Annotated in this window: 23 protein-coding genes and 1 tRNA gene; 14 read left to right on the forward strand and 10 right to left on the reverse strand. The window is 76.0% G+C overall.

Translation table 11 applies throughout. The features are described 5' to 3' along the window. The first annotated feature begins 76 nt into the window (after positions 1-76). The 3 genes from KUM42_RS00815 to KUM42_RS00825 are packed head-to-tail and all read left to right on the forward strand — an operon-like array spanning position 77 to position 3,333. The gene (locus tag KUM42_RS00815) at positions 77-1,060 is read left to right on the forward strand and encodes an aldo/keto reductase (RefSeq protein ID WP_237494424.1); all 984 of its coding nucleotides are present in this window, start codon (positions 77-79) and stop codon (positions 1,058-1,060) included. Then, on the forward strand, positions 1,057-3,003 hold the full coding sequence (locus KUM42_RS00820; RefSeq protein ID WP_237494425.1) for an AAA family ATPase: 1,947 nt from the start codon (positions 1,057-1,059) through the stop codon (positions 3,001-3,003). The genes KUM42_RS00815 and KUM42_RS00820 overlap by 4 nt, the downstream gene beginning before the upstream one ends. Before the next feature lie 57 nt (positions 3,004-3,060). Beyond that, positions 3,061-3,333, forward strand: coding sequence for a GlsB/YeaQ/YmgE family stress response membrane protein (locus KUM42_RS00825; protein WP_237494426.1), 273 nt, complete (start codon positions 3,061-3,063; stop codon positions 3,331-3,333). Between the two features lie 48 nt (positions 3,334-3,381). Here the strand turns inward: KUM42_RS00825 and KUM42_RS00830 are convergent, their stop codons facing one another. Next, a complete protein-coding gene (locus KUM42_RS00830) occupies positions 3,382-4,161 on the reverse strand; it encodes a DUF2470 domain-containing protein (RefSeq protein ID WP_237494427.1) in 780 nt (259 codons plus the stop codon). A gap of 67 nt (positions 4,162-4,228) precedes the next feature. Between KUM42_RS00830 and rpsD the strand changes: the two genes are divergently transcribed. After that, positions 4,229-4,834: a 30S ribosomal protein S4 gene (rpsD, locus tag KUM42_RS00835; protein WP_237494428.1), complete on the forward strand. Its 606-nt coding sequence runs from the start codon at positions 4,229-4,231 to the stop codon at positions 4,832-4,834. 70 nt (positions 4,835-4,904) lie between these two features. On the opposite strand, the gene KUM42_RS00840 is transcribed toward rpsD, so the two are convergent. After that, complete coding sequence (locus KUM42_RS00840) at positions 4,905-5,159, reverse strand: hypothetical protein (RefSeq protein ID WP_237494429.1); 255 nt, start codon at positions 5,157-5,159, stop codon at positions 4,905-4,907. Positions 5,160-5,311: 152 nt separating this feature from the next. Between KUM42_RS00840 and KUM42_RS00845 the strand changes: the two genes are divergently transcribed. Together KUM42_RS00845 and KUM42_RS00850 are read left to right on the forward strand one after the other, a co-directional pair. Further along, complete coding sequence (locus KUM42_RS00845) at positions 5,312-5,515, forward strand: DUF5703 family protein (protein ID WP_237494430.1); 204 nt, start codon at positions 5,312-5,314, stop codon at positions 5,513-5,515. A gap of 124 nt (positions 5,516-5,639) precedes the next feature. Beyond that, on the forward strand, positions 5,640-6,710 hold the full coding sequence (locus tag KUM42_RS00850; protein ID WP_237494431.1) for a PP2C family protein-serine/threonine phosphatase: 1,071 nt from the start codon (positions 5,640-5,642) through the stop codon (positions 6,708-6,710). Between the two features lie 4 nt (positions 6,711-6,714). Here KUM42_RS00850 and KUM42_RS00855 read toward each other — a convergent pair whose 3' ends face one another. Beyond that, a complete protein-coding gene (locus KUM42_RS00855; RefSeq protein WP_237494432.1) occupies positions 6,715-8,043 on the reverse strand; it encodes a M20/M25/M40 family metallo-hydrolase in 1,329 nt (442 codons plus the stop codon). A gap of 87 nt (positions 8,044-8,130) precedes the next feature. Between KUM42_RS00855 and KUM42_RS00860 the strand changes: the two genes are divergently transcribed. Further along, positions 8,131-8,215, forward strand: a tRNA-Leu gene (locus KUM42_RS00860). 262 nt (positions 8,216-8,477) lie between these two features. On the opposite strand, the gene KUM42_RS00865 is transcribed toward KUM42_RS00860, so the two are convergent. The 5 genes from KUM42_RS00865 to KUM42_RS00885 form a co-directional block, all read right to left on the reverse strand. After that, a complete protein-coding gene (locus KUM42_RS00865; protein WP_237494433.1) occupies positions 8,478-8,663 on the reverse strand; it encodes a hypothetical protein in 186 nt (61 codons plus the stop codon). Positions 8,664-8,921: 258 nt separating this feature from the next. After that, positions 8,922-9,725: an SDR family NAD(P)-dependent oxidoreductase gene (locus tag KUM42_RS00870; RefSeq protein ID WP_237494434.1), complete on the reverse strand. Its 804-nt coding sequence runs from the start codon at positions 9,723-9,725 to the stop codon at positions 8,922-8,924. A gap of 66 nt (positions 9,726-9,791) precedes the next feature. Continuing rightward, positions 9,792-10,697, reverse strand: a complete 906-nt coding sequence (locus KUM42_RS00875; protein ID WP_237494435.1) for an NAD(P)-dependent oxidoreductase — start codon at positions 10,695-10,697, stop codon at positions 9,792-9,794. Positions 10,698-10,755: 58 nt separating this feature from the next. Beyond that, positions 10,756-12,414 carry an FAD-dependent oxidoreductase gene (locus tag KUM42_RS00880; protein WP_370629327.1) on the reverse strand — a complete coding sequence of 553 codons (1,659 nt, stop codon included), beginning with the start codon at positions 12,412-12,414 and terminating at the stop codon, positions 10,756-10,758. An 18-nt stretch (positions 12,415-12,432) separates the two neighbouring features. Beyond that, positions 12,433-13,308 (reverse strand): alpha/beta fold hydrolase, encoded by an 876-nt coding sequence (locus KUM42_RS00885; RefSeq protein WP_237494436.1) that lies wholly within the window; start codon positions 13,306-13,308, stop codon positions 12,433-12,435. A 44-nt stretch (positions 13,309-13,352) separates the two neighbouring features. Here KUM42_RS00885 and KUM42_RS00890 point away from each other — a divergent pair, with 44 nt between their 5' ends. Both KUM42_RS00890 and KUM42_RS00895 read left to right on the forward strand, forming a co-directional pair. Next, on the forward strand, positions 13,353-15,320 hold the full coding sequence (locus KUM42_RS00890; RefSeq protein WP_237494437.1) for a BTAD domain-containing putative transcriptional regulator: 1,968 nt from the start codon (positions 13,353-13,355) through the stop codon (positions 15,318-15,320). A 152-nt stretch (positions 15,321-15,472) separates the two neighbouring features. After that, positions 15,473-16,162, forward strand: a complete 690-nt coding sequence (locus KUM42_RS00895; protein ID WP_237494438.1) for a GtrA family protein — start codon at positions 15,473-15,475, stop codon at positions 16,160-16,162. A gap of 241 nt (positions 16,163-16,403) precedes the next feature. On the opposite strand, the gene KUM42_RS00900 is transcribed toward KUM42_RS00895, so the two are convergent. Further along, the gene (locus tag KUM42_RS00900; protein WP_237494439.1) at positions 16,404-18,428 is read right to left on the reverse strand and encodes a serine aminopeptidase domain-containing protein; all 2,025 of its coding nucleotides are present in this window, start codon (positions 18,426-18,428) and stop codon (positions 16,404-16,406) included. 91 nt (positions 18,429-18,519) lie between these two features. Between KUM42_RS00900 and KUM42_RS00905 the strand changes: the two genes are divergently transcribed. From KUM42_RS00905 to KUM42_RS00925, 5 genes are all read left to right on the forward strand, one after another. Next, positions 18,520-19,410, forward strand: coding sequence for a RimK family alpha-L-glutamate ligase (locus KUM42_RS00905; protein ID WP_237494440.1), 891 nt, complete (start codon positions 18,520-18,522; stop codon positions 19,408-19,410). Then, positions 19,407-20,780, forward strand: coding sequence for a circularly permuted type 2 ATP-grasp protein (locus KUM42_RS00910; RefSeq protein WP_237494441.1), 1,374 nt, complete (start codon positions 19,407-19,409; stop codon positions 20,778-20,780). Before KUM42_RS00905 ends, KUM42_RS00910 begins: the two co-directional genes overlap by 4 nt. Before the next feature lie 3 nt (positions 20,781-20,783). Further along, complete coding sequence (locus KUM42_RS00915) at positions 20,784-21,182, forward strand: hypothetical protein (protein ID WP_237494442.1); 399 nt, start codon at positions 20,784-20,786, stop codon at positions 21,180-21,182. A 167-nt stretch (positions 21,183-21,349) separates the two neighbouring features. Beyond that, on the forward strand, positions 21,350-22,699 hold the full coding sequence (locus KUM42_RS00920) for a sugar porter family MFS transporter (protein WP_255557569.1): 1,350 nt from the start codon (positions 21,350-21,352) through the stop codon (positions 22,697-22,699). A 118-nt stretch (positions 22,700-22,817) separates the two neighbouring features. Then, complete coding sequence (locus KUM42_RS00925; protein ID WP_237494444.1) at positions 22,818-23,390, forward strand: hypothetical protein; 573 nt, start codon at positions 22,818-22,820, stop codon at positions 23,388-23,390. A 57-nt stretch (positions 23,391-23,447) separates the two neighbouring features. On the opposite strand, the gene KUM42_RS00930 is transcribed toward KUM42_RS00925, so the two are convergent. Further along, on the reverse strand, positions 23,448-24,971 hold the full coding sequence (locus KUM42_RS00930; protein ID WP_237494445.1) for an APC family permease: 1,524 nt from the start codon (positions 24,969-24,971) through the stop codon (positions 23,448-23,450). Between the last annotated feature and the right edge of the window lie 47 nt (positions 24,972-25,018).

Raw genomic sequence — 25,018 nt, forward strand, 5'->3', positions numbered from 1 at the left:
GCAGCACCGTGCACGCCGCCCCGGCACCGCGTCGCCGGAGGGTCGGTGTCGGTGGGCACCGGTAGGTTGACCGGTCGTGGAACAGCGGGCGCTCGGGCGCAGTGGGCTCGTGGTCTCCCGGCTCGGGCTGGGCACCATGACGTGGGGCCGGGACACCGACGAGGACGAGGCAGCGCTGCAGCTCACGGCCTTCGTCGACGCCGGCGGCACGCTGGTCGACACCGCCGACGTGTACGCCGACGGGGAGAGCGAGCGCACCCTCGGGCGGCTGCTGGCCGACGTCGTCCCGCGCGCCGACGTGCTGGTCGCCACCAAGGCCGGCGGGCGCACCGGGCCGCGGCCGATGGGGCGCGGGGCCTCCCGCGGTCACCTGCTGGCGGCACTGGACGCCTCGCTGGAGCGCCTCGGCCTGGACCACGTCGACCTGTGGCAGCTGCACGCCTGGGACGACGCGACCCCGCTGGAGGAGACGCTGGCCGCCTGCGACCTCGCGGTGTCCTCCGGGCGGGCCCGCTACATCGGGGTCAGCAACTTCTCCGGCTGGCAGACCGCGCAGGCCGCGACCTGGCAGCGGGCCTGGCCCGGCCGCACCCCGGTCGTGAGCACCCAGGTCGAGTACTCGCTGCTGCAGCGCGGGGTCGAGCGCGAGGTCACCCCGGCCGCGGAGGCGCTCGGGCTGGGCGTCCTGCCCTGGTCGCCGCTGGGCCGCGGGCTGCTGACCGGCAAGTACCGGCACGCCACCCCGGAGGACTCCCGGGCGGCGTCCCCGCAGTGGCAGGGGTTCCTCACCCGCCTGCACTCCCCCTCCGCCGACCGCGTGGTCGAGGCGGTGGTCACCGCCGCCGAGGGGCTGGGCACCAGCCCGCTGGGCGTCGCGCTGGCCTGGCTGCGCGACCGGCCCGGCGTCGTGGCACCGATCGTGGGCGCCCGCACCGCCGCGCAGCTGCAGGAGACACTGGACGCCGACGGCGTGCGGCTGCCCCCGGCCATCGTCACCGCGCTGGACGACGTCTCGGCGCCGCACTTCTCCTATCCCGACCAGCGGCCGGACCACTCATGACCACCCCCGCACCCACGTCCGACCCGGTCTTCGCCGCCTTCTGCACCGCCGGCCTGTGGCCGGGCCTGGGCAAGCGCGCGGCGGCCGAGCTGCCCGCCGCCGGCATCACCAGCCCGGACGACGTCTCCGCCGACGGGCTGCAGAAGCTGCCCCGGGTGGGCCGGCAGCGGGCCGAGCGGCTGTTCAGCTCGTTCCTGGCCGCGGGCCCCACCTACGAGGTGGTGGAGCTGCTGGTGGGTGCCGGGCTCAACGCCCGCCTCGCGGTCAGCTCCGCCGACACCCTGGGTCCCGACGCCGCCCGCCGGCTGCGCGACGACCCGTGGGCGTTGCTGGGCCTCACCGGCGTCACCCTCGCCGACGCCGACCGGCTGGCCATCACCGTGCTGTCCGGTGCCGACCGGCAGGACTCCCGCCGCGGCCGGGCGATCGTCTCCCTCACGCTGCGCACCGCCACCCGCGACGGGCACACCGTGCTGCCCGCGGACCTGGTGGTGGCCGCACTGCAGGCCGAGGGGGTCGCCGACCCGGCCGCGGCCGTGCTGGCCGCCGTCGAGTCCGGGGACGTGCTGGACCACGAGCCGCCGTTCGTGGAACCCGACGAGGACGCCGACGAGTTCCCCGAGCCGGACCCGTCGCTGCGGATGCTGTCGCTGGCCCGGTACGGCATGGCCGAGGAGGCCGTGGCGGAGAACGTCCACCGGCTGGTGGCCACGAGCCAGCGGATCGGTGACCCCGCGTCGGTGCGCTCGGTGGCCAAGGGGCTGGACCCGGCGCAGCAGGCCGCGGTCGCCCAGGTGCTGGGCGCGGGTGTGTCGCTGCTGACCGGCGGTCCCGGCACCGGCAAGAGCCGCACCGTGGCCTCGCTGGTGAAGCTGCTGGAGGCCAAGGGCACCGAGGTGGCGCTGGCGGCCCCGACCGGCCGCGCGGCCAAGCGGCTGGAGGAGCTCACCGACCACCCGGCGGTCACGGTGCACCGGCTGCTGGGCGCCCAGGGCATGACCGGCGGGTTCGCCCGCAACGAGGAGTGGCCGCTGGACGCCGACGTCGTCGTGGTCGACGAGGCCTCGATGCTCGACATCGAGCTGACCGCGGCGCTGCTGGAGGCCTGCCCCGACGGCACGCACCTGCTGCTGGTCGGCGACCCGGCGCAGCTGCCCTCGATCGGGCCCGGGCACGTGCTCGGTGACCTGATCGACTCCGGTGCCGTGCCGGTCACCGAGCTGACCACGCTGCACCGGCAGGCGGCCGGTGGCGCCATCGCCCGGCTGGCCACCGGCGTGCGGGGCGGCGAGCTGGTGCACGTCGAGTCCCCCGACCGCGAGGTCGTCATCGTGCCGGCCACCGGCAGCGCCGAGGCGGCCCGCCGCGTCGTGCAGCTGGTCACCGACTCCATCCCGCGCGCGCTGGGCATCGACCCGGCCACGGTGCAGGTCGTGACGCCGGTGCACCGCGGGCCGGCCGGCACGATCGAGCTGAACAAGGCGCTCAAGGCCGCGCTCAACCCCGGCGACGGCACGGTGTTCGGCTTCGACGTCGGTGACCGGGTGGTGGCCACCGCCAACCACCTGGACCTGGAGCCCATCGGCTTCGCCAACGGCGAGGTCGGCGTGGTCACCGGCACCGGTGACGGCTCGCTGAACGTCGACTTCAGCTCCGGCCCGGTCACGGTCAACGGCTCGGCGCTGTCGGACCTGCGCCACGGCTGGGCGATCACGGTGCACCGGGCGCAGGGCTCGGAGTGGCCAGGCGTCGTCGTCGTGCTGCCCCCGGAGGCCGGCGGGATGCTGTCCCGGCCGCTGGTCTACACCGCGCTCACCCGGGCGCAGAAGCACCTGTCGATCGTGCACGCCAGCGGTGCGGCCCTGGCCCGCGCGGTGCGCGAGGTCGACGTCCGGCCGCGGCGCACCCGGCTGGCGACGCTGCTGGCGGAGCTGGCCGACTGACCACCCGATCAGGTGAGCGGCGTTTGACCCGGTGATCTTGAGGGCACTGACAGCGCCATGATCACTGGCCTCATCTCGTTCCTCGTCTTCGGTCTGGTCGTCGGGGCGATCGCCCGGCTCATCAAGCCCGGCAAGCAGAACCTCAGCATCCTGGCCACCCTGGGCCTGGGCGTCGTGGGCTCGCTGGTCGGCGGCCTGGTGGCCAGCACCTTCGGCACCGGTGACTTCGGCGAGCTGAACATCCTGGGCGCGATCGTCGCCATCGTCGTGGCGTTCCTGCTGATCGGCGTGGCCGAGAGCCTGAGCAACGGGCGTCGCTCGGTGCGCTGACGCACCCCGCTCCCTGCTCCACCCCTGCCCGGGGCGCCGACCTGCTGGTCAGCGCCCCGGGCAGGCGCGTTCTGCGGCACACAACAGCCGCTGCACCGCCGCACCCAGCTCCGCCGGCCCGGACACCGGCGCCGCGAACGGCACCCGCACGTCCCGGTGGCCGGCCGGCTGCTCGAACCGCAGCCGGAAGCCGAACCGGTCCAGCCCCAGCGGCCGCGCCGCACCGCCCCGGGTCCACTCCGCCGGCACCCGCGACGCCAGCAGGGCCAGCTGCTCGGGGTGCGACTCGTCGAGGTGCCGGAGCATGGTCGCCTCCACCTCGGCCAGCGGGTCGGGGGCAGCGGCCAGGTAGTCGCCGGGGTCGAGCTCGGTGACCGAGCCGCACTCCCCCAGCACCACCTCCGCCAGGTCCAGCGACAGCAGCGTGGCCGTGGAGCCGACGTCGAGCAGCGCGCCCACCGGGGCGACGTCGGCGAAGGCCAGCAGCGCCTCCTGCCGGTCGGCGGGCTCGACCGGCGTCAGCCAGCCCGACAGCCAGACCTGGGCCCGGACGGCCTCGCGCAGCGGCACCGGCGCGTGGTCGGTGACCATCAGCAGCGCGGCGAGGTCGCCGTCGGCCGACCTCCGCACCGCCGTGCACACCTCACCCTCGGTCGGGACGACGAGCAGCACCTGCCCGGAGCCGGTCGTGGTGTGCGCGAGCACCCGGCTGCCGTCGATGCCGGCGGCGCAGACCGCGGCGGCCGGGTGACCGGCCACGGTGCGGGCGCGCTCGGCGCTGCTCGGCCGCAGGGCGGCGGGGCCGGCGGGGCGGGTCGATCGTGTCATGCGGCACTCCGGGCTCGGGCCGACTCGTCATCGGGGTAAGGTGAGCCTAACCGAACTCGGAGGTCCTGTGAACAGCTCCCGCCCCAAGGTCCGTCGCAGCCGCGCGCTGGGCATCCCGCTCACCCCCAAGGACGTGCGCTACTTCGAGCGCCGCCCGTACCCCCCGGGTGAGCACGGCCGCAAGCGCCGCGTCGCGAGCGACTACTCGACGCGGCTGAAGGAGAAGCAGCGGCTGCGCGCCCAGTACGACATCAGCGAGACGCAGCTGCGCTCGGCCTTCGACCGGGCTCGGCGCAGCGGCGGGAAGACCGGCGAGGAGCTGATCACCCACCAGCTGGAGGCCCGGCTGGACGCCACCGTGCTGCGCGCCGGGTTCGCCCGCACGATCTACCAGGCCCGCCAGGTGGTCAGCCACCAGCACGTGCTGGTCAACGGCGCGCGCGTCGACCGGCCCAGCTACCAGGTGCAGCCCTACGACGTCATCGAGATCGCCGAGAAGAGCAAGAGCAAGCCGCCGTTCCAGGTCGCGGCCTCCGGCGCACACGCCGCCGCCCCGTCCTACCTGGAGGTGCAGCTGTCGCAGCTGCGCGCCGTGGTCGCCCGCCGCCCGCGCCGCGACGAGGTCCCGGTGATCTGCGAGGAGCAGCTGGTCGTGGAGTACTACTCCCGCTGACCCCTGGCCGGCTCGTGCGTCCGCAGCGCACGGGCCGGCTCAGGTCGGCCCGGGGTTGGCCGTCGGTGGCTCAGCTGCGGAACTCGTCCTCGTCACCGCCGGCGTCGGCCTGCTGCTCCAGCACGTCGAACTCGTCGGCCTCCACGCCCCCGGTGCGGGCGCCGGTGGTGCCCCCGGGGGTGGCGGTCAGCTGCTGCTCGATGCCGTCGGCCTCGGGGACGTCGTCGGCCGGGGGCACGACCTCACCGGCGAGCTCGGGGCCGTCGGCGACGGCGGTCTGCAGCTGCTCCTGGCGGTCGGCGTCGGTGGCCTCGGGGTCGGTCACGGGAGCCTCCTGGCTGGTCGGTGGGCCCGGCCGGGGTGCCGGCGCCCGCGCCCTCATCCCCTGCCCGGGTGGCCACCCGACGACACCCTCGCCGGTGGCCGGGTGGTGAGCACCACGTGACCGGACGGCGTCCGGCGGGCACAATCGGCCTCGTGTCATCGCCTGGCGACTACGAGTACGCCCCGCTGCGCCTGCCTGCCGGGATCTCCCGCTCGGCCGCTGCGCAGCTGATGAGCATGCAGTCCGACACCGGTGGCTGGGAGCTCGCCCGGCTGCAGGCCTTCGCCGACGGCAGCCGCAAGGTGATCATGCGGCGCCGCGCGCGGCTGTCGTACCTGCCCCGCCCGATGATCTGACCCGCCCCTCCTGGCCCGAGCTGCCGGGCACGCGCGGCCGACGACGATAGGCTCCCGTCCCTCGCCGCTGCCACCCGGCCGGCCGAGCCGGACGAGGACGTGGGGGCACGACGTGGACCGGCGGGTGAGCAGGCGGCACCTGCTGCCGATCGGCGTCCTCGCCTTCTGCACCGCGGTCGACCTCATCAGCGGCCAGGGGCAGGTGCTCATCGGCCTGCTCGCGATGGGACCCCTGGTCGCAGCCGTCGTGCTGGGCCGGGGCGCCACCATCGGCTACGGCGTCGTGGCCCTGGCGCTGGCGGTCGCGCTGGGCTTCTACGACCGGCAGTACACCGGCGAGGCCGTGCTGGGGCAGTCCTTCCGCCTGCTGGGCATGGTGGTCAGCGGTGCCATCGCGGTGCTGGCGTGCACGCTGCGGTTGCGGCGCGAGGCGGCGCTGGCGCGGCTGAACTCCGAGGCGGCGACCTCGCGGGCCGCCGTCCAGCTGGCCGCCTCGCTGCAGCGCAGCCTGCTCACCGAGCCGCCGGCGGTCCCGGGGCTGGAGCTGGCCGTGCGCTACCTGCCGGCCATGCAGCACGCCCAGGTCGGCGGGGACTGGTACGACGCGTTCCCGCTCGCCGACGGGGACACCATGCTGGTCATCGGTGACGTCGCCGGCCACGACGTCGCCGCGGCCGCCACCATGGCCCAGGCCCGGGGCGTGCTGCGCGGCATCGCCTCGACCGTGACCGGCTCCCCCGCCGCGGTGCTGTCGGCGCTGGACCGCGCACTGCTGCAGCTGCGGGTGGACACCCTGGTGACCCTCGTCGCCGCGACGGTGCGCCCCGACCGCGACGGCGGGACGACGACCCTCACCTGGTCCAACGCCGGCCATCCCCCGCCGGTGCTGGCCGCCGCCGACGGCACGGTGTCGGTGCTGCGCCGACCCGCCGACCTGCTGCTGGGGATCAGCGCCACGGCCCGGCGCACCGACCACACGGTGCAGCTGACGCCCGGTGACACGGTGCTGCTGTACACCGACGGGCTGGTCGAACGGCGTGGCAGCACGCTGGACGAGGGCACCGACTGGCTGGTCCAGGCGCTCACCCCGCTGGCCGGGCGCCCGCTGGAGCAGCTGTGCGACGTCCTGCTCGAGGGCATGGCCGGCGCGGTCCCGGACGACGTGGCCCTGCTCGCCGTCCGGGTGCGCGGCTGAGGCCTCAGACCTTGCGCAGGAAGCGGTCCAGGACCCGGATGCCGAAGTGCAACGAGTCGACCGAGATGCGCTCGTCGATGCCGTGGAACAGCGAGGCGAAGTCCAGCTCGGCGGGCAGCTTGAGCGGGGAGAAGCCGAAGCAGCGCATGCCCAGGGTCTCGAAGCTCTTGGCGTCGGTGCCACCGCTCATGGTGAACGGCACCGGGCGGGCGCCGGCGTCCTCGGCCTTGAGCGCCTCGACCATCAGGTCGACCGTCGGGCCGTCGAAGGTGGTCTCCACGGCCTGGTCGTGCACCAGCCACTCGCGGGTGACGCCCTCGCCGATCAGCTCGTCCAGCTGCTTCTCGAACTCCTCCTCCTGCCCGTAGAGGAAGCGCCCGTCGATGGTCGCGCTGGCGGTGCCGGGGATGACGTTGGCCTTGTAGCCGGCATCGAGCATCGTGGGGTTGGCGGTGTTGCGCAGCGCCGCGCCGATCATCCGGCTGATGCTGCCCAGGCGGGCCAGCGCCTCCTCCGGGGAGTCCGGGTCGATCGCGATGCCGTAGGCGTCGCCGACCGCGTCGAGGAACTCCCGCATCGGCGGGGTGAGCACGGTGGGCAGCCGGGTGGAGCCGATCCGGGCGACGGCCTCGGCCAGCCGGGTGACGGCGTTGTCGTCGTGGACGAAGGAGCCGTGGCCCGGCTTCCCGCCGGCGGTGAGCTTCATCCAGCCCAGGCCCTTCTCCGCCGTCTGCACGAGGTACAGGCGCAGGTCGTCGCGGACGGTGATGCTGAAGCCGCCGACCTCGCTGATCGCCTCGGTGCAGCCCTCGAACAGGTCGGGGTGCTCGTCGACCAGGAAGTGCGCGCCCTTGCGGCCACCGGCCTCCTCGTCGGCGACGTAGGCCAGCACGATGTCGCGGTCGGGCTTGACGCCGGTGCGGGCCCAGTCGCGCACGAGCGCGAGGGTCATGGCGTCCATGTCCTTCATGTCGACCGCGCCGCGGCCCCAGATGTAGCCGTCGCGCTCCTCCCCGCCGAAGGGGTGCACGCTCCACTCGCTGGGGTCGGCCGGGACGACGTCGAGGTGGCCGTGCACCAGCAGCGCCGGGCGGTCGCGGTTCGTGCCCTCGATCCGGGCGACCAGGCTGGCCCGGCCGGGCTCGGACTCGTGGATGACCGAGCTGATGCCGACCTCGTCGAGCTTGGCGGCGACCCACTCGGCGGCCTTGCGCTCCCCCGCGCTGGTGGCGGTGTCGCCGGTGTTGGTGGTGTCGATCCGGATGAGGTCCGACAGCAGCTCGGCGACCTCGGACTGGGCACCGGCGAGCGGGGTGGGGCTGGTCTCCGACATGCCGCCGATCCTGCCACCGGCCCCTGCGCAGGGCCCGGCGTGGCCTCGGTTATGCTCTTCCACGGCGCTCTACGGGGCGCCTCACCTGTCCGGGTGGCGGAATGGCAGACGCGCTAGCTTGAGGTGCTAGTGCCCTTTATCGGGCGTGGGGGTTCAAGTCCCCCCTCGGACACAGCACACAGAACCCCCAGCGGCCTCCGGGCCGCTGGGGGTTCCGTCGTCCCTGGGCCCGGCAGCTCTGCGCCCGGCAGCTCTGCGCCAGGCAGCTCTGAGCCAGGCGGCTGAGCCGGCCGGGGCGCGGGCGGCCCCGGCGACCAGGGCCGCGACCACGTCGGGCCGGGACGGTGTTCGAGGCGTCGACCTCGACACTCCTGGGGCGCTGCGCCTCGGCCGGGACGGTCGGGCACCCGGCGGCGGCGGCCCCGGCCCTTCGCTCAGAGGCCGGGCAGCCCGTCGAGTGGGGTGTCGACGGCGGTGACGAGGGCCTGGACGAGCAGGTCGTGGTACCTCGCCACCATGGCCGTGGTGCCTACCGCGGCGAGCCCGGCGAGCGAGGCCCAGCCGGTGGCCTCCCCCCGCTCGGAGGCGACGGGGGACGCCCGTCGGGCAACTTCCGTCACACGGGTCATGGGATGGCGGATCAGGTCGCGCAGCACTCGGTCGTCGTCTCCCTCGTCCGGGTCGCACGTCACGGAGCGTGCGGTCGGTGTCCGGAGACTAGGCAGTGCGGTGACGCCCGTTCGGGCGTTCCATCCTCCTGAGGCCCGCATTCCCACCACGGAGCGTCACCTCCGCCCGATCGGGTGACACCCGGCGGGCACGGCGGTCGCCGCCCGGCCGGGGCGCCCCGGTCGGGACGTCCCGGCCGCCGGGAGGCCTCAGTTGCTGGCGTCGCCGTAGTTGAAGGTGGTCGTGCAGCCGCCGTCGACGGGCACGATCGAACCGGTCATGAACGACGCCGCGTCCGAGGCGAGGAACAGCGCCACCGCGGCGACCTCCGCCGGCTGCGCCTGACGTCCCAGGGGCTGGCGGGCGGCGGCCCGCTCGCGCACCGCCGTCGCCGCGGCGAAGTCCTCCTCGCTCAGCGTCGGCCCGCGGCGGCCCAGGCCGGTGTCGATGTAGCCGGGGCAGATGGCGTTGACCCGGATGCCGTCCGGGCCGTAGTCGACGGCGAGCTGGCGGGTGAGGTTGATGATCGCCCCCTTGGACGCGCAGTAGGCCGGGGCCTTCGGGGCGCCGATCAGGCCGTAGGTCGAGGCGATGTTCACGATCGCGCCCTGCCCGGCGGCCAGGAAGTGCGGGATCGCGTACTTGGTGCACAGGAACGTCCCGCCCAGGTTGACGGCGACCACCCGGTCGAAGTCGGCGGGCTCGACCTCGTGCAGCCGCAGCTGGGCACCTCCCCCGCCGGCGTTGTTGACCAGGACGTCGAGCCGGCCGAAGCGGTCGACGGCGGCGCCGATCAGCGCGGCGGCCTGCTCGGGCACCGCGACGTCGGCGGCCACGAACGCCGCCGACCCGCCCGCCGCGGTGATCTCGGCGACCGTGCGCTCACCGTCGTCGACGAGCACGTCGGAGACGACCACGTGCGCGCCCGCCGCCGCGAGCGCCGAGGCGATGGCCCGGCCGATGCCGTTGCCCGAGCCGGTGACCACGGCGGTCCTGCCGTCGATGCGTGTCATGTGCGGGTGCTCCAGTCCGGGGAGGAAGTGCTTGCCCCGCGCATCCAAGCACCGGCCGCCCGGAGGTCAGCCGCGCGTCAGGCCCTGCCGCAGCTCCTCCAGCGCCCGGGCCAGGTCCACCCGCGGCGTCCAGCCCCAGCGGCGCGCCCGGTCGGTGCGCAGCTGCCCGGTCCACACCGGCTCGTCGGTCCACTCCGGCTCCACGCCCAGGGCGTCGGTCACCGTGCCGAGGTAGTCCCCCCACGTCGCCGGCTCGCCCGCCACCAGGACGGCGGTCGTGCCGCCGGCCACCGGGCCCTGCTCCGGGTCCTCGGCGGTGGCGATCGCGCCGGTGGCGAGGTCGGCGACGAGGGCCGCCAGGTCCTCGACGTGCACCCAGGCCCACGACCGCGCGGGGTTCTCCCGGCGCGCACCGGTCCGGGCCTCCTCCGGGCGCAGCGTGTTCCAGACCGACGTCTCCCCCGCGCCCATGATCGCCGGCGGGCGGACCAGCACCGTGGTGAGACCGCCGACCTCGGCGAGCGCGACGTCGGTGGCGTACTTCGTGTCGGGGTAGTCGCCGCTGCCCTCCGGGAGCAGCGGACCGTCCTCGGCGATGTCGCCCACGCCGGCCGAGCGGTCGTGGACCCCGGCCGTGGACAGGTGCACGAACCGGGCCACGCCGGCGTCGCGGGCCGCGCGGGCCAGGACCGGCGTCCCCTCCACGGCCACCCGGTGCTGCACGTCGCGGGGCGAGCCCATCGGGTGGACGGTCGTGACCACGGCGTCGGCGCCGGAGACCAGGGTGGCGGCGAAGGCCTCGTCGGCGAAGTCGCCGACGTGCTCGACGACCCCGGCCAGCGCGGGCGCGGTGCCGGCACGCCGGACGACGGCGCGCACCTGCGCCGACCGCTGCACCAGGGCCCGGCACACGGCCGCGCCGACCAGACCGTTGGCGCCGGTCACCACCACGACGGGAGAGGAGCTGCTCATGGCGCCCACCCTGCCAGTGACCGGCCGGCGTCCTCGCAGCGACCGGGACCGCCCGGGCTCAGCCGGAACGCCGGTCCCGCCGGTCGGCCACCGCCGTCCGGGCCGCGGCAGCCAGGACGTGCGGCCGCAGCAGCGCCGTGGGGCGGTCGAGCATCCCGTAGACCCGGATGTCGACGTCGGCCACCGCCGGGTCCCGGGTGGCGGCGGCCAGCACCCGGTCGAGGAAGCCGTACCGGAGCCGGGCCACGACCCCCGGCCGGGCACCTCCAGCGGTGGGGAAGCGCGTGTCCTGGTTCGTCGAGACCGACCACGGCAGCACGTTCCGCCACGCGAGGCGTCGCTGGAACCGTGCGGCCAGGCCGTCGAGCCGCCCGTCGGGCAGCCGGCGCCGCTGGTCGCGCAGGCACTCGTCCAGGGTCTCCGCACCCAGGGCCGCGGTCGTGATGCCCTGCCCGTAGACCGGGTTGTAGGCGCACACCGCGTCGCCCAGGACCACGAACCGCTCCGGCCAGCGCCGCATGCGGTGGAACTCCCACCGCCGGTTCGTCGTCCCCCGGTGGGCGAACGCCGGGCCCAGCGGTTCGGCGTCCGCGATCGCCTCGGCGATGACCGGGTGCGGCAGCCGGCGGGCGAAGGCGGTGAACCCCGCCTCGTCGGTGGGCGGCTGGTCGGCCCCGGTGCCCATCAGCGCCAGCATCCACCGGCCGCCCTCGACCGGGTACAGGTAGCCGCCGACCCGGGCCGAGGGTGGCTGCGCCATCACCATCGCCGCCTTCCAGTCGGCGGTGCAGCCCGCGGGGACCCGGTAGCTGCGGGTGGCGTAACCGAGCTGGGGGTCGATCAGGGTCAGCTGGGGCGTGCCGTACCCGAGCTCGGTCAGCCACGCCGAGGCCCGCGAGCCCCGCCCGGACGCATCGACGACCAGGTCCGCGTCGACCTCGGCCTCGGTGCCGTCGCGGTCCCGGGTCACCACGCCGACGACCCCACCGTCCCCGGCCCGCAACCCGGTCACCTGGGTGCCGGTGACGAGCGTGACGCCGGGCAGGGCGCACAGCCGCCGGCGCACGGTGGCCTCGATCAGCGGCCGGCTCGCCGACAGCGCCTCGAAGCCGGCCGCGCGCCGGTCGATCGACCCGACGGGCGTCACCATCTGCACGTCGCCGGGCACCCGCAGCCGGACCGCCCCGGCCGCCAGCAGGTCGTCGTCCCAGCCGGGGAACAGCTGCTCGATGCTCTGCCGGCCACGCGCGAGGAGCACGTGCAGCTGACGCCCGTGCGGCACCCCCCGCCGGGCGTCCGCGCCGTCGGGGAGCTCGTCCCGCTCCACCACCGTGACCTGGGGGAAGTGGTCGGTCAACACCCGCGCGGCGAGCAGGCCCGCCATGCTCCCGCCGATCACGACCGCGGTGGCGGGCTCCCCCGGGCCGCCCGGCCGGCGCCGCGCGACCGGGCCAGCTCGGGGTACGGGGCGGGGTGGGACGGCAGGTGACCGGGCCACGGTGGCTCCCTCCGCCGAGGACGGTCGGGGCACCGCCCGGGCAGGACAACGGTCCCAGCAGCCGGGCCCCCTGGGAAGCCCCGCCGGAGGACCCCCGGGCCCGGCTGCTGTGCGCCGGCTCGCCGGAGGGCGTCGGGGTGCCGGCCGCCTGCCGCCGGGACAACCCGTTCGCCGCCACCACGCAGCTGCCCACCGTGTGGCGCTGACCGGTCGCGGCACCCGGTACCGGCCCGGCGCTCAGCGGGTCAGCAGATCCCGGACGGTGGCGACGACGAGGTCGGGGTCCTGCTCGGCCATGAAGTGCCCGGCCGACGCCGTCCGGTGCACCAGGTCCGGCGCCCACGCGCCCCACAGCGCAGCGGCGTCGAAGCCCAGGGCGCTCCCCCAGTCCTGTTGCAGCACCGCGACCGGCATGGTCAGCCGCACCCCGGCGTCCCGGTCGGCGCGGTCGTGCTCGACGTCGATGCCGGCGCTGGCCCGGTAGTCGGCCACGATCGAGGGCACCCGGGCCGCACTGGCCCGCAGGTACTCCGCGCGCACGTCGGCCGGGAAGAGCTCCGCACTCCCCCAGGCGTCGAGGAAGGAGCCGAAGAACGCATCGGCGGTGGCGGTGATCATCGCCTCGGGGAGGCCGGGCGGTTGGGCCATCAGGTACAGGTGCCAGGCGACCGCGGCCTGCACGCCGTGCAGGATGTCCCAGGAGTCCAGGGTGGGCAGCACGTCGAGGGAGCCGAGGTGGGTGACGACGTCGGGGTGGTCCAGCCCCGCGCGGACGGCGACCAGCGCACCCCGGTCGTGGCCGACGAGGGCGAACCGCTCGTGCCCGAGCTCGCGGGCCAGCGCGACGACGTCGGCGGCCATGGTGCGGGCGCTGTAGGTGTCCGGACCGTCCTCGGCCGGGGCGTCGCTGGCGCCGTAGCCGCGCAGGTCCGGGCAGATGACGGTGCGGTCGGCGGCCAGCGCCGGGGCGACGTGGCGCCACATGAGGTGCGTCTGCGGGAAGCCGTGCAGCAGGACGAGCGCCGGCCCGCTGCCGAGCACCGCCGCGGAGAGGCTGACGCCGTCGGCGACGGGGACGCGCTGGAGGGTGGAGCCGGGGATCTGCGGTGTCATGCCCCCACCGTGGCGCGACCCGATGAGCGATCGATGAGCACGCCGTGACCCCCACCGTGGGCGTGCTCGGCCCGGTGACCGCCTGGGCCGACGGCACCCCGCTGCCCCTCGGCGGTCCCCGCCACCGGGAGCTGCTGGCCCGCCTCGCGGTGGCGCACGGGCAGGTGGTGCCGGTCGGCAGCCTCGTCGACACCCTCTGGGAACGGCCCCCGGACGGCGCGGTCGCCGCCGTCCGCACCTTCGTGGCGGCGCTGCGCCGCGGTCTGGAGCCGGACCGCCGGCCGCGCACCCCGGCGCGGGTGCTGGTCACCGAGGGCCCGGGCTACGCGCTGCGGGCGGCGACCGACGCCGACGCGTTCACCTCCGCCGTCGAGCGGGCGGCCGGGCTCCCACCGGCCGCGGCGCTGGCGCTGCTCGAGGACGCCCTGGCCGGCTGGCGGGGTCCGGCCTACGCCGACGTCGGCGACCGGTCGTGGGCCCGCCCGGAACGCAGCCGGCTCACCGAGCTGCACAGCACCGCCGTCGAGCGGGCCGCCGCCGCCCGGCTGGCACTCGGCCGGGCCGCCGACGCCGTCCCCGGGCTGGACGCCCACGTCAGCGCGCACCCCTGGCGGGAGGAGGGCTGGCGGCTGCTGGCCCTGGCCCTCTACCGGTCGGGACGGCGACCCGACGCGCTGGCCGTGCTGCGCCGGGCCCGCAGCCGGCTGGTCGACGAGCTGGGCCTGGACCCGAGCCCGCAGCTGGCCGCCCTGGAACGCGACGTGCTGCACCAGGCGCCCGCGCTGGAGCTCGCCGACGACCCGCTGACCCGGGCCACCGCGTCCTGGGAGCGGGCGGCCGGCCCACGCGCGCGGCTGGAGGCCACCGTCGGCCTGCTGCGCAGCCTGTCCCGCACCGGCGCCGAGGGGCTGGCCGCGGCCCGGGAGCAGCGGCTGGCCACCATCGCCGCCGCCGAGGAGATCGGCGACCCGCTGCTGACCGCCCGCGTGGTCGGCGACCTCGACGTCCCCGGCGTGTGGACCACCTCCGACGACCCGGAGCAGGCCGCCGCAGTGGTCGCCGCCGCCGAACGGGCGCTGCCGGTGACCGGCGCGGACGCCGTCCGGGTGCGGCTGCTGGCCACCGTCGCCGTCGAGTCGCGGGGGCTGCCCGGCCCGCGCGGTGCCGCGGCGGCCCGGGAGGCGGAGGCGCTGGCCCGGGAGCTGGGCGACCCGGCGCTGCTGGCCGTGGCGCTGGGCGCCCGCACCCTGCAGGTGTTCGACCGCTGCGGCCGCGCCGGCGACCGCGACGCCCTGGGTGCGGAGCTGGTGGAGCTGGCCGGGCGGCACGGTCTGACCGACTCCCTGGTGCTCGGCCACCTGGTGCGCATGCAGTCCCGCAGCGCCCTGGGCGACCTGGCCGGGGCCGGGCAGCACGCCGACCTGCTCGACCGCCTGGCCGTCACGCACGACCGCCCGCTGGTCGGCGTCTTCACCGGTGGCTGGCGGGCGCTGCGCGCGGCGGTCGAGGACTCCCCCGACGCCGAGGAGCAGCTCCGGACGGCGGCCCGGCTGCGGCAGGACTCCGGGATGCCCGGGGTCATCGACGGGCTGCTGACGCTGACGCTGGCCTGCCGGCAGGTGGCGCGCGGCGAGCCGGTGACCCCCGCCGGGCCGGCCGGACCGTACGCACCCTGGGTGGAGCCGCACCTCCGGCTGGCCGCCGGGGAGCCGGTGGAGGTGTCCGGGCTGCCGGACCCGCCGCCGGGTCTGCTGATGGAGGCGCTGTGGGTGCTCGCCGGCAGCGCCGCGGTGGCCGTCGGCGACACAGAGCTGCTGGCGTGGGCTCGGGCGGCGTTGACCCCCGCGGCCGGTCAGCTCGCCGGCGCGGGCAGCGGGATGCTCTCCGCCGGCCCGGTCAGCGACCACCTCACCCGGTGGGACCGCCTCCTCGGCGGTGTCGGCCGAGCCCGGCCGGACCGTGGACCGGGACGGTCCCGGCCCGCCGGGACCTCCTCGACCGGGCCAGCCTGACCGTCGTCGGTCCCGTCCCGCTCCTCGCGGCGGCTGGTGCTCCTGCGCCGGCTCCCTGCCGATAACCGACCCGGGGCCGGTACCGGACCCCGCGCCCACCCCTGTTCCGACCCGACGCCCACGACGTCCCCGCCCGCCCTGGAAGGCCGACCATGACCACCGCAGCGCCCACCGGCCGCCCGTCCCTAATCACCGTGCTCCCGATCACCGCCGAGCGGACCGCCCAGCTGACCGGCCTGTTCCGGGAGGCCCGGTCCTTCGGGATGATCGGGGCGGCCAACGCCGTGGTCGACATCGCGCTGTTCACGGTCCTGCACACGGTCGGGGTCGGCCCCATGTCGGCGAAGGTCGTCTCCGGCCTGGTCACCATCGTCATCTCCTACTACGCGAACCGGCGCTGGACCTGGCCGCACCGACCGGGCCGGGACGACCAGCGCCGCCAGCTGCTGCAGTTCGCGGCCATCTCCGGGGCCGGGCTGGCGCTGGCCGAGGGGTGCCTCGCCGTCTCCCACTACCTGCTGCACCTGCACGGCGTGCTGGCCGACAACCTGTCGGCCAACGTCGTCGGGCTGGCGCTGGGCATGCTGTGGCGCTTCTACGCCAGCCGCCGGTGGGTGTTCACCAGTGCCGAGCCCACCGACGGCCGGCGCACCAGCACCGCCGTCGCCGGCGCCCCGTCCAGCGACGCCGCCGGGGCTCGTACGCCCCGCTCGACCCCGGCCCAGCGCCCGGTGACCGCGCGTGCGGCCACCCACGCCCGGCCGGTCACCGAGCCCCTGCACCTCTCCGGCCTCGACCGGTTGCTCGACAGCGAGGACGCCCCCGTCGCCCAGTCCCGGTGACCTGAGGCCGGGCACCGGCGTTCCCCGCCGGATCGGAGCGCTCGCCGGCCTCGGGCCCGCGTCCGTGACCCTGCGCGGGTGGGGCACCACCGCGGCACCGGCAACAGCCGGGCGCGCCGCACTCCGTGCCGACGGGGCGGTCGATGCCCTGCGGACGGTCGCGAGCCCCGGCGTCGCACCGTCGACGCCCGTGCCGTGCCCCCGACCGACCTGATCGGCCCCGGGCCGGCCGGCGACCACCTCACCACGTGGGGACGCGTCCTCCGTCCGCCGTCAGGACGGCGCTGAGCGGTCGTCCCGGCCCGTGCTCGTCGAGCCAGCCGAGCACGGCTGCCCGCGTGTCCCCGGAGAGCCGGTGCCAGTCGGCCAGCGGCACGCGCGGCACCCCGGCGGCGCGGCAGGCGGCGGCCAGCGCCCCGGCCGGCGTCTCGGGGTCCCAGGCCGGGTCGAGCACGACCGTCGGGCGGTCGGCCGCCGCGGCGAGCAGGTCGGCGACGGTGTAGCCGGGACGGGCGCGCAGCAACGGCTCGCCGCAGCTGGGGGCGACCAGCACCGCACCGGCCACCGGCACCTCGCGCGGCCCGGCGCCCAGGGCGAGCAGGTGGAGTGCCACCAGTGCCCCGGTCCCGTAGGCGGCGACCCACACCCGGTCGTGGCCGGTCGCGGCCGCCGCGACGGTGGCCACGGCGGCCGCGTCGGCGGTCATCCGGCCCAGCGGCGAGGACGCCCGCCCCGGCTGCTCCCCGTACCGCGCGCCGCTGCCCACCGGGTCGGCGCAGGCGACCGCCCAGCCCGCGGCGGCCAGCTGCTCGGGCAGCGGCTCGGCCTGCTCGTAGCCGGCCTGCCAGCCGGTGGCCGCGCAGGGCGGGCCCAGCCACAGCACCAGTCCCCGCCCGCTCCCGCCGTCCGACGGGCGCAGCACGGTGACCGGCACGCCGTCCGCCGTCCGCAGACCCGGCTCGGCCGCGCGGGGCAGCGGCACGACCGCGCGCCCGGGCCGGCCGAGGGCGGCGCGGACGGCGGTGCGCAGCTCCGCACCGCGCACCGGCCGAGGACCGGGTCGGACCCGGTCGGCGGGCCAGGCGACCGGCGCCGCTGCCACGAGCGCCGACAGGCGACGGCGGGGCGGACCGCCGAGCACCGACTGCGCCCAGTCCAGCTGCGCGGCCACCGCCGACTCGTCGGCCCGGTGCCCACCGGGCCGCAGCGCGAGCTCGAGCGCATCGCCCCGGCCGAGCAGGGTGAAGGCCTCCCGGGCCGCCTCGACCGCGGCGCGGGCGGCCGGGACGCGCTCGACCGGGTCGGCCACGGCCACCGACACGAACACCGGCCGGGGCGCGGCGAGCGCGAGCAGCTCGTGGGAGTCGGTGGGCAGCCGGTGCTCGCGCCCGGCGAACCAGCGCAGCGACGGGTGGTACCAGCCCGGGTAGTAGCGGGTGAGAAGCTCCACGCCCTCGCCGAAGTGCCGGTCGGTGCACAGCCGGGCGGGGATGGCGCCGAGCACGCCGCTGGAGCTGGAGACCACGCCGGCGAACCGGTCGTCGGTGGCGGCGGCCAGCAGCGCGGTCTTGCCGTTGCGGCTGTGCCCGCCGACCAGCACCCGGCGGGCGTCGACCCCGGGCTGGTCGGTCAGCGCGTCGAGCACCCGGGACAGCGCCCACGCGCGCCAGGCCAGCCGCCCGGCGACGAAGGAGGGGAACGCCCGCTCGACGGCCTCGGTGTCGTCGTCGCCGTCCGCGGCCGACACCAGGCAGGCGCCCCACCCGCGGGCCAGTGCCGCCTCGGCCCAGGGCCCGTGGCTGGACTGGAGCAGGTAGACCGGCACGTCGCGGCGCACCCCGGCGGGGGGCACCGGCAGCAGCAGCCGCGCCCGCACCGACGAGCCGTCCCCGACGACGAGCTCGCGCACCTCCACGCCCCCGGCCGTGGTCACCCCGGTGACCCGGACCGGGGTGCGGCGCGGGGCCGGCGGGGTCGTCCCCGTCAGCCAGCGGCGCCAGCGGGCGCGCAGCACCGCGCGCCGGGCCGGCCACTCGGCGGCACCGGCCGCCCCGGCGGGCAGGCCCTCGGTCGGCGACCACAGTCCGGTGCGCGCCGGCAGCCGCGCGAAGTCCGGCGCCAGGTCGCCCCCGGCGGCCCGCCAGGCCTCGAACGGCGCGCTGGGCGGCAGCGCCGCGGTGAGCTCGGCGGTGTAGCGCACCCGCCGGGCCGCCGCCGAGCGCACGTCGAGCCCGTCGGCGGAGCGGCCGGACAGCGTCTGCGTCATGCACCCGCACGCTAGGACCGCTCTGTGTCCGGCGGGGTGTCACCCGTGTTGCGTCCGTGCTGCGCGGGACGCGGCGGGCAGGGACAGTGGCGTGGTGCGCGTGCTGCTGGTGATGACCGACGTCGACTGGTACGAGAACGCCGGCTACGCAGCCGCCTGGGTGCGGGCGCTGGAGGCCGAGGGCGCGGAGGTGGAGCGGCTGGCCCGCATCCCCGCCGACTGGCCGGTCAGCGGCCCTCCCGCGGGCCGCTACGACCTGGCGATCGCCCACGTCCTGGTCGAGGAGGTGGTGGCCTACGCGCCCACCTTCGCCCTGGCCACCCTGCTGGAGGCCGCCGGCGTCCCGCTGCTCAACCCGGTCGCGGCCCTGGTCGCCTCCGCCGACAAGCTCGTCACCCACGCCGTGTGGGCCGCCGCCGGCCTGCCGCAGCCCGCCGCCTGGGATCTCGCGCAGGTCCGCGAGTGGCCGATGCCCGGCCGGCAGATGGTGCTCAAGCCCGCGCTCGGCGACGGGGCGCGCTACATCGAGCTGGTCGGCGACCTGGCCGCCGCGCACCGCGTCGAGGAGGGCTGGCGGGCCGACGAGGCGGCCGGCGGCCACCGGCGCGGCACGTCGCTGCTGCAGGAGTGGGTCGCCGAGCCGGCGTGCGCGCGCATCTTCGCCACCCCCACCACCACCTCGGCGGCCTACGAGAAGGACCGGGAGGAGGGCGCACTGGTCACCCACGGCACCGTCTACCCGCGGGTGTACGAGCCTTCCCCGGAACTGGCGGCCCTCGCCCAGCGCATGGTCGCCGCCCTCGGCGGTGGCCTGATGGGCGTCGACGTGCTCATCGAGCCTGGCGGGCGGCTGCTCGCGCTGGAGGCCAACGCGCCGTTCGGCTTCGACGTCACCGACCCTGGGCAGGGCCGCTGGGTCGCCCGCGCCGCCCTCTCCCTCGCCGAGCGCGCCGCGGCCGGACGCCGGGCCCCCGCGGCGTGAACGGCGCCAGCCTCGACGAGGCGCTGCTGCCCGACGGGACCGACCGCCCGCACGCCGCCGCGGCACTGCAGGCGGTCCGCGGGTACGGCCCGACCGCCCTGGCCGCCGACGTCGCCCGGGCCGCGGCCGACCTGGGCCTGGAGCACGGCCCGGCCGGGGAGGCGCACGCCTTCACCGTCGACCCGGTGCCACGGGTGCTCGAGCGCACCGAGTGGGCCGCCGTCGCGGCCGGCGTCGACCAGCGGCTGCGGGCGCTGGAGGCGTTCGTCGCCGACGCCCACGGCCCGCGCGAGGCGGTCCGCGCCGGCGTCGTCCCGGCCGCGGTGCTGGACACCAACCGCTACCTGGCACCCGGGCTGCCCACCCCGAGGCGGTGGATCGGGATGGCCGGTCCCGACCTCGTCCGCGGCGCCGACGGGGAGTTCGTCGTCCTGGAGGACAACGTGCGGACGCCGTCGCTGCTGGCCTACTCCCTGGCCGCCCGTGACCTGGTGGCCCCGCGGCTGGGCGTGCAGCCCGGTCCGGTGCCGGTGCGCGAGGTCGCCGCCGAGGCGATGCGCCGGATGCTCGCCGACGCCACCGACGTCCCCGACCCGGTGGTGGCGGTGCTCGGCGACGGGCCACGCAGCGCGGTGTCCTGGGAGATCGACCGCTTCGGGGAGCTGGTCGACGCCCCGGTCGTGCTGCCCGGCCAGCTCACCGTGCGGGGCGAGGACCTGCTTCTGCCCGACGGGCGCCGGGTGGACCTGCTGTGGCGGCGCACCAGCGAGGAGCGGCTGACCGACGACGACGGCCGGCCGAACGAGCTCGGTGAGCTGCTGCTGCCCGCCCTGCGTGCCGGCACGGTCACCGTGGTCAACGCCTTCGGCACCGGTGTCGCCGACGACAAGCGCACCTTCCCCTACGTCGAGGACCTGGTCCGCCACTTCCTGGGCGAGGAGCCGCTGCTGCGCTCCCAGCCCGCGTACGACCTCGGCGACCCCGCCACCTGCGCCGCCGTGCTGGACCGGCTGCCCGAGCTGGTGCTCAAGCCGCGGTCGGGCTCGGGCGGGTGGGGCATCCTCATCGGGCCGCGCGCCACCGCCGAGCAGCTCGAGCGCGCCCGCGCCGCCGTCCTGACCGCACCCGGTGAGTGGATCGCGCAGGAACCGGTCGCGCTGTCGACGCACCCCACGGTCGTCGACGGCGCGCTGGCACCCCGGCACGTCGACTACCGCCCCTACGCCTTCTGCACCGACGCCGGCACCGTCGTGCTGCCCGGTGGCCTCACCCGCTTCTCCCTGGCCGCCGGTGACCTGGTCGTCAACGCCTCCCAGGGCGGCGGCGCCAAGGACACCTGGGTCCCCGGACCCGGCACGAACGGAGGGTGAGCCGTGCTCTCCGTCGCCACGGCCCGCGCCCTGCACGAGGCGGGGCTGCAGTGGACCCCCGCCCGCGGTGACAGCTTCGTCGTCTCCGACCGGGGCATGGACGACGAGGTGTTCGTGCTGTCGGACATGACCGTCGAGGTGCACGAGTTCCCGGGCGGGCCGGTCATCGGCTTCAACGGCACCACCGAGTGGGCGCTGGACTCGGTCGAGAAGTCCGAGACGCTCTGGATCCCGGCCGAGCACCAGCTGCGCGAGCTCCTCGGCGACGCCTTCGCCGGGCTGGCCCCGACCGGCGACGGGTACCGGGTGACGCTGCGGGTCGACGGCGTGACCCGCGGGTTCAACGGGCCCGAACCGGCCGAGGCCTACGCCGCGGCGCTGCTGGACCTGCTCGCCGGCTGAGGGGCCCCGCGTGGACAGGCGGGCTGGTGCGGGCGGTCGTACGGTGACCAGCGCAACAGTTCCATGATCACGGGGAGAGTCCGATCACCGCGTCCGAGCACCGAGCGCCCAGTCCGTCCGGCACGTCCGGCAGCGACGACGGCGGTGGTCTGACCGGTCCGGTCGTCATCGTCGCCCTCGTGTCGGCGATCTCCGGCCTGCTCTACGGCTACGACACCGGCATCATCTCCGGCGCGCTGCTGCAGATCAGCGACGAGTTCGGCATCGGCAGCGGCTGGGAGCAGGTGATCGCGGCCTCCATCCTGGCCGGTGCGGTCATCGGCGCCCTCGCGTGCAGCCGGCTCAGCCAGCGGCTCGGCCGCCGCAAGACGCTGCTGATCGTCGGCGTCGTGTTCGTCCTCGGGTCGGCGGGGGCCGCCCTGGCGCCGAACCCGGTACTGCTGTCCCTAGCCCGCGTGGTGCTCGGCTTCGCCGTCGGCGGGGCCACCCAGACCGCCCCGACCTACGTGGCGGAGCTGGCCCCCAGCAAGTACCGCGGGCGCCTGGTGCTGTTCTTCCAGATCGCCATCGGCGTCGGCATCCTCATCGCCACCATCATCGGGGCGAGCGAGAGCGTCGACTGGCGGATCTCCATCGGTGCGGCCACCGTACCCAGCGCGCTGATGTTCCTGCTGATGCTGCGGCTGCCCGACAGCCCGCGCTGGCTGGTCAAGGCCGGCCGCGAGGACGAGGCCCGGCAGGCCCTCGAGCGGGTCCGCCCGAAGGGCAGTGACGTCTCCGGCGAGCTGCACGACATCAACGAGCTGGTCGAGGCGGAGACGAGCGCGAGCACCAGCGGCTGGCGCGGCCTGCGCGAGCGCTGGGTGCGGCCGGCCCTGATCGTCGGGTGCGGGCTGGCGGTCTTCACCCAGCTGTCGGGCATCGAGATGATCGTCTACTACTCCCCGACGATCCTCACCGACAACGGCTTCTCCAACACCGTGGCGCTGCGGGTGTCGGTCGGTCTCGGCGCCACCTACCTCATCACCCAGCTGATCGGGCTGGCGATCATCGACCGCGTCGGCCGGCGGCGGCTGACGCTGCTCACCCTCCCGGGGGCGGCGCTGTCGCTCATCGTGCTGGGCACCTTCTTCGTCACCGACCACGCCGGCAAGGCGCAGGTGCCCTACATCATCGCCACGCTCATCGCCTTCATGGCCTTCACCGCCGGCGGCATCCAGCTGATGGGCTGGCTCACCGGCTCGGAGATCTACCCACTGGCCACCCGCGAGGCGGGAGCTGCCGCCCAGTCGGCGTCGCTGTGGGGCACCAACCTGCTCATCACCCTGTCGCTGCTGACCATCATCGACACGATCGGCACCGGCCAGACCTTCTGGCTCTACGCCGCGTTCAACGTCGCCGGGTTCGTCTTCCTTTACCGGAAGATGCCCGAGCTCACCGGCCGCAGCCTGGAGCAGATCGAGAACCGGCTGTCGAAGGGCAAGTTCACCCCGGCGGACTTCGCCGGCACGCGCTGACAGCTGGTCCTGTCCCGTCGGCTCCCCGACGGGACAGGACCGGCGCACGACCTCCGCGAGCAGGGGAACCCGCGCACCTCCGCCGTCCGTTCCTCCGCTGAGCCAGCAGGAGGTCCGTATGGTCACCCGCCCCCACGACGTCCCGCGCGCCCGCGGCTGGCCGGGACGCGCCGCGGTGTGGCTGCTGGCCACCGGCTGGCTCGTCCTGCAGGGGCTGGCACGGGCCGGGCTCTGGCTGCTCGGCACCGTCGACGTAGGGACGTCGGCCGTGGCCCGCGGCGCCGGCCGGGCGCTGCGGGCGTTCGTACGGGCGCTGGGTCCGGCGGGCCGGACGCTGGTGCGGTTGCTGGCCCCGGTGCTGCGGGGGCCGCGCCGGGCCTGGGCCTGGCTGAACCGCCGGGTGCTCCTGGTCATGGTCCGGGGGCTGGGCCGGTCCGGGCGCTGGCTGGTGCGGCGTGCCCGCCCGGTCGTGGCCGTGGTCGGCAGGTGGGCCCGGCGGTGGCTGCTGCGGGCCCGGCCGTGGGTGCGCCGGCTCGAGGCGGCGACCGCGGCGGTCGGAGGGGCGGCCGCACGGCTGGGACGGTCACTGGCCCGGCTCTTCGCGCCGGCGCTGCGGCGGGCCGCCGCCCTGCGCCGCCGGGTCCGGTCGGCCTGGGCCCCGGTCGCCGCCCGGCTGCGCGCCCGCGGCTGACCGGGCCGCGGCAGGGCCGGGGCGTCGACCGCGCCCCGGCCCCGGCCCTTCGTGCTGTCAGGCGGCGTGCTCGGCCAGGACGCCGGTCCGGTGCCGCTGCCGGAGCAGGTAGTAGGCGAGCCCGACCGCGGCGATGGCGCCGATGAAGACGAACGCGGCCCACTGCAGGTACCAGTGGTGCGGATCGGTGGCGTTGTAGACCTCGCTGCGCGGCCAGGCCAGGTTCAGCGCCATGCCCCCGCCCCACAGCACGGCCAGCACGTTGACCGGCAGGCCCCAGCGGCCCAGCGAGAAGTGCCGGGCGCCGTCCGCCGGGGCCGGCAGCGGCCACCGTCCGCGCAGCCGGGCGATGAGCATCGGCACGGTGACCAGCAGGTAGGCCACGTAGATCATGACCACCGCGATGCTGGTGACGGCGGTGAAGATCTGCGGCTGCCGGATGTTGACCACCAGGATCGCGATCGACAGCACCCCGATGAGCACGGCGGGCAGGACCGGGGTCCGGCGCTTCGGGTCCACCCGGGCGAGGCGGGCCGCGAAGGGCAGGTTGTTGTCCCGCGCCATCGCGAACATCATCCGGACCGTCGCGGTGTGCACCGCCAGGCAGCACACCGTGATGGCGATGGCGATGCAGAGCAGGAAGACCTTGCCCAGCCCGCCCCCGGCCGCCGACAGCAGCACGTACTGCAGCCCGCCGGTCGAGGAGGACAGCTGCGGGTCGCCGAGGTCCTGCACCGACATCAGGCCGAACAGCAGGATGAGCCCGCCGAGGACGAACGAGGCGGTGATCGCCCGGATGATCGCCCGGGGTGCGGTGCGCCGGGCGTCGATCGTCTCCTCCCCCATGGAGCTGGCGGTGTCGAAGCCGTACATGACGTAGCCCGAGGCCAGCGCGGCGACCAGGAAGGCGCCCAGGTAGCCCAGCTGCTGCCCCTCGCCCCGGCCGGCGGTCTGGGTGAGGACCTCACCCGGTCCGCGGACGGCGTGCACCGCGAGGATGACGATGATCAGCACGGCGGCGACGAGCTCGATGAAGACCCCGATGCTGTTGATCCGCGCCATCAGCTTCACCCCGAAGGCGTTGACCAGGGTCGTGAAGAGGATCAGCCCGCTGCCCAGCACGACGGCGTTGACGGCCACGTCGTAGGTGCCGGTGCCGTCGCCCACGACCTGGAAGCCGGACCACAGCTGCGGCAGGGTGATCTGGTAGGCCAGCACGGTCGCCGACAGGGTGACGATCGAGGCCGTCAGCATCATCCAGCCGGCCATCCAGGCCGTCGTCCGGCTGCCCAGCCGCTTGGTCCAGTTGTAGAGCGAGCCGGCGATCGGGTAGCGCGCGGCCAGCTCGGCGAAGCACAGCGCCACCATCAGCTGGCCGATGAACACCGCCGGCCAGGACCAGACGTAGGACGGGCCGCCCGCGCCGTAACCGAAGTAGAAGAGCTGGAAGGTGCCGGTCAGGATCGAGATGTAGCTGACGCCGGCGGCGAAGCTGGCGAACCGGCCGATCCTGCGGTCCAGCTGCTGGGTGTAGCCGAAGTCGGTGAGCGAGGTGTCGTTCTGCTGGGTCGTGGAGTCCACGGGCCCTCCTCGTCTCGGAGGTCGGAGGTCGATCGGGTCGCGTCACT

The sequence above is a fragment of the Modestobacter sp. L9-4 genome, from assembly GCF_019112525.1.
Taxonomy (GTDB): domain Bacteria; phylum Actinomycetota; class Actinomycetes; order Mycobacteriales; family Geodermatophilaceae; genus Modestobacter.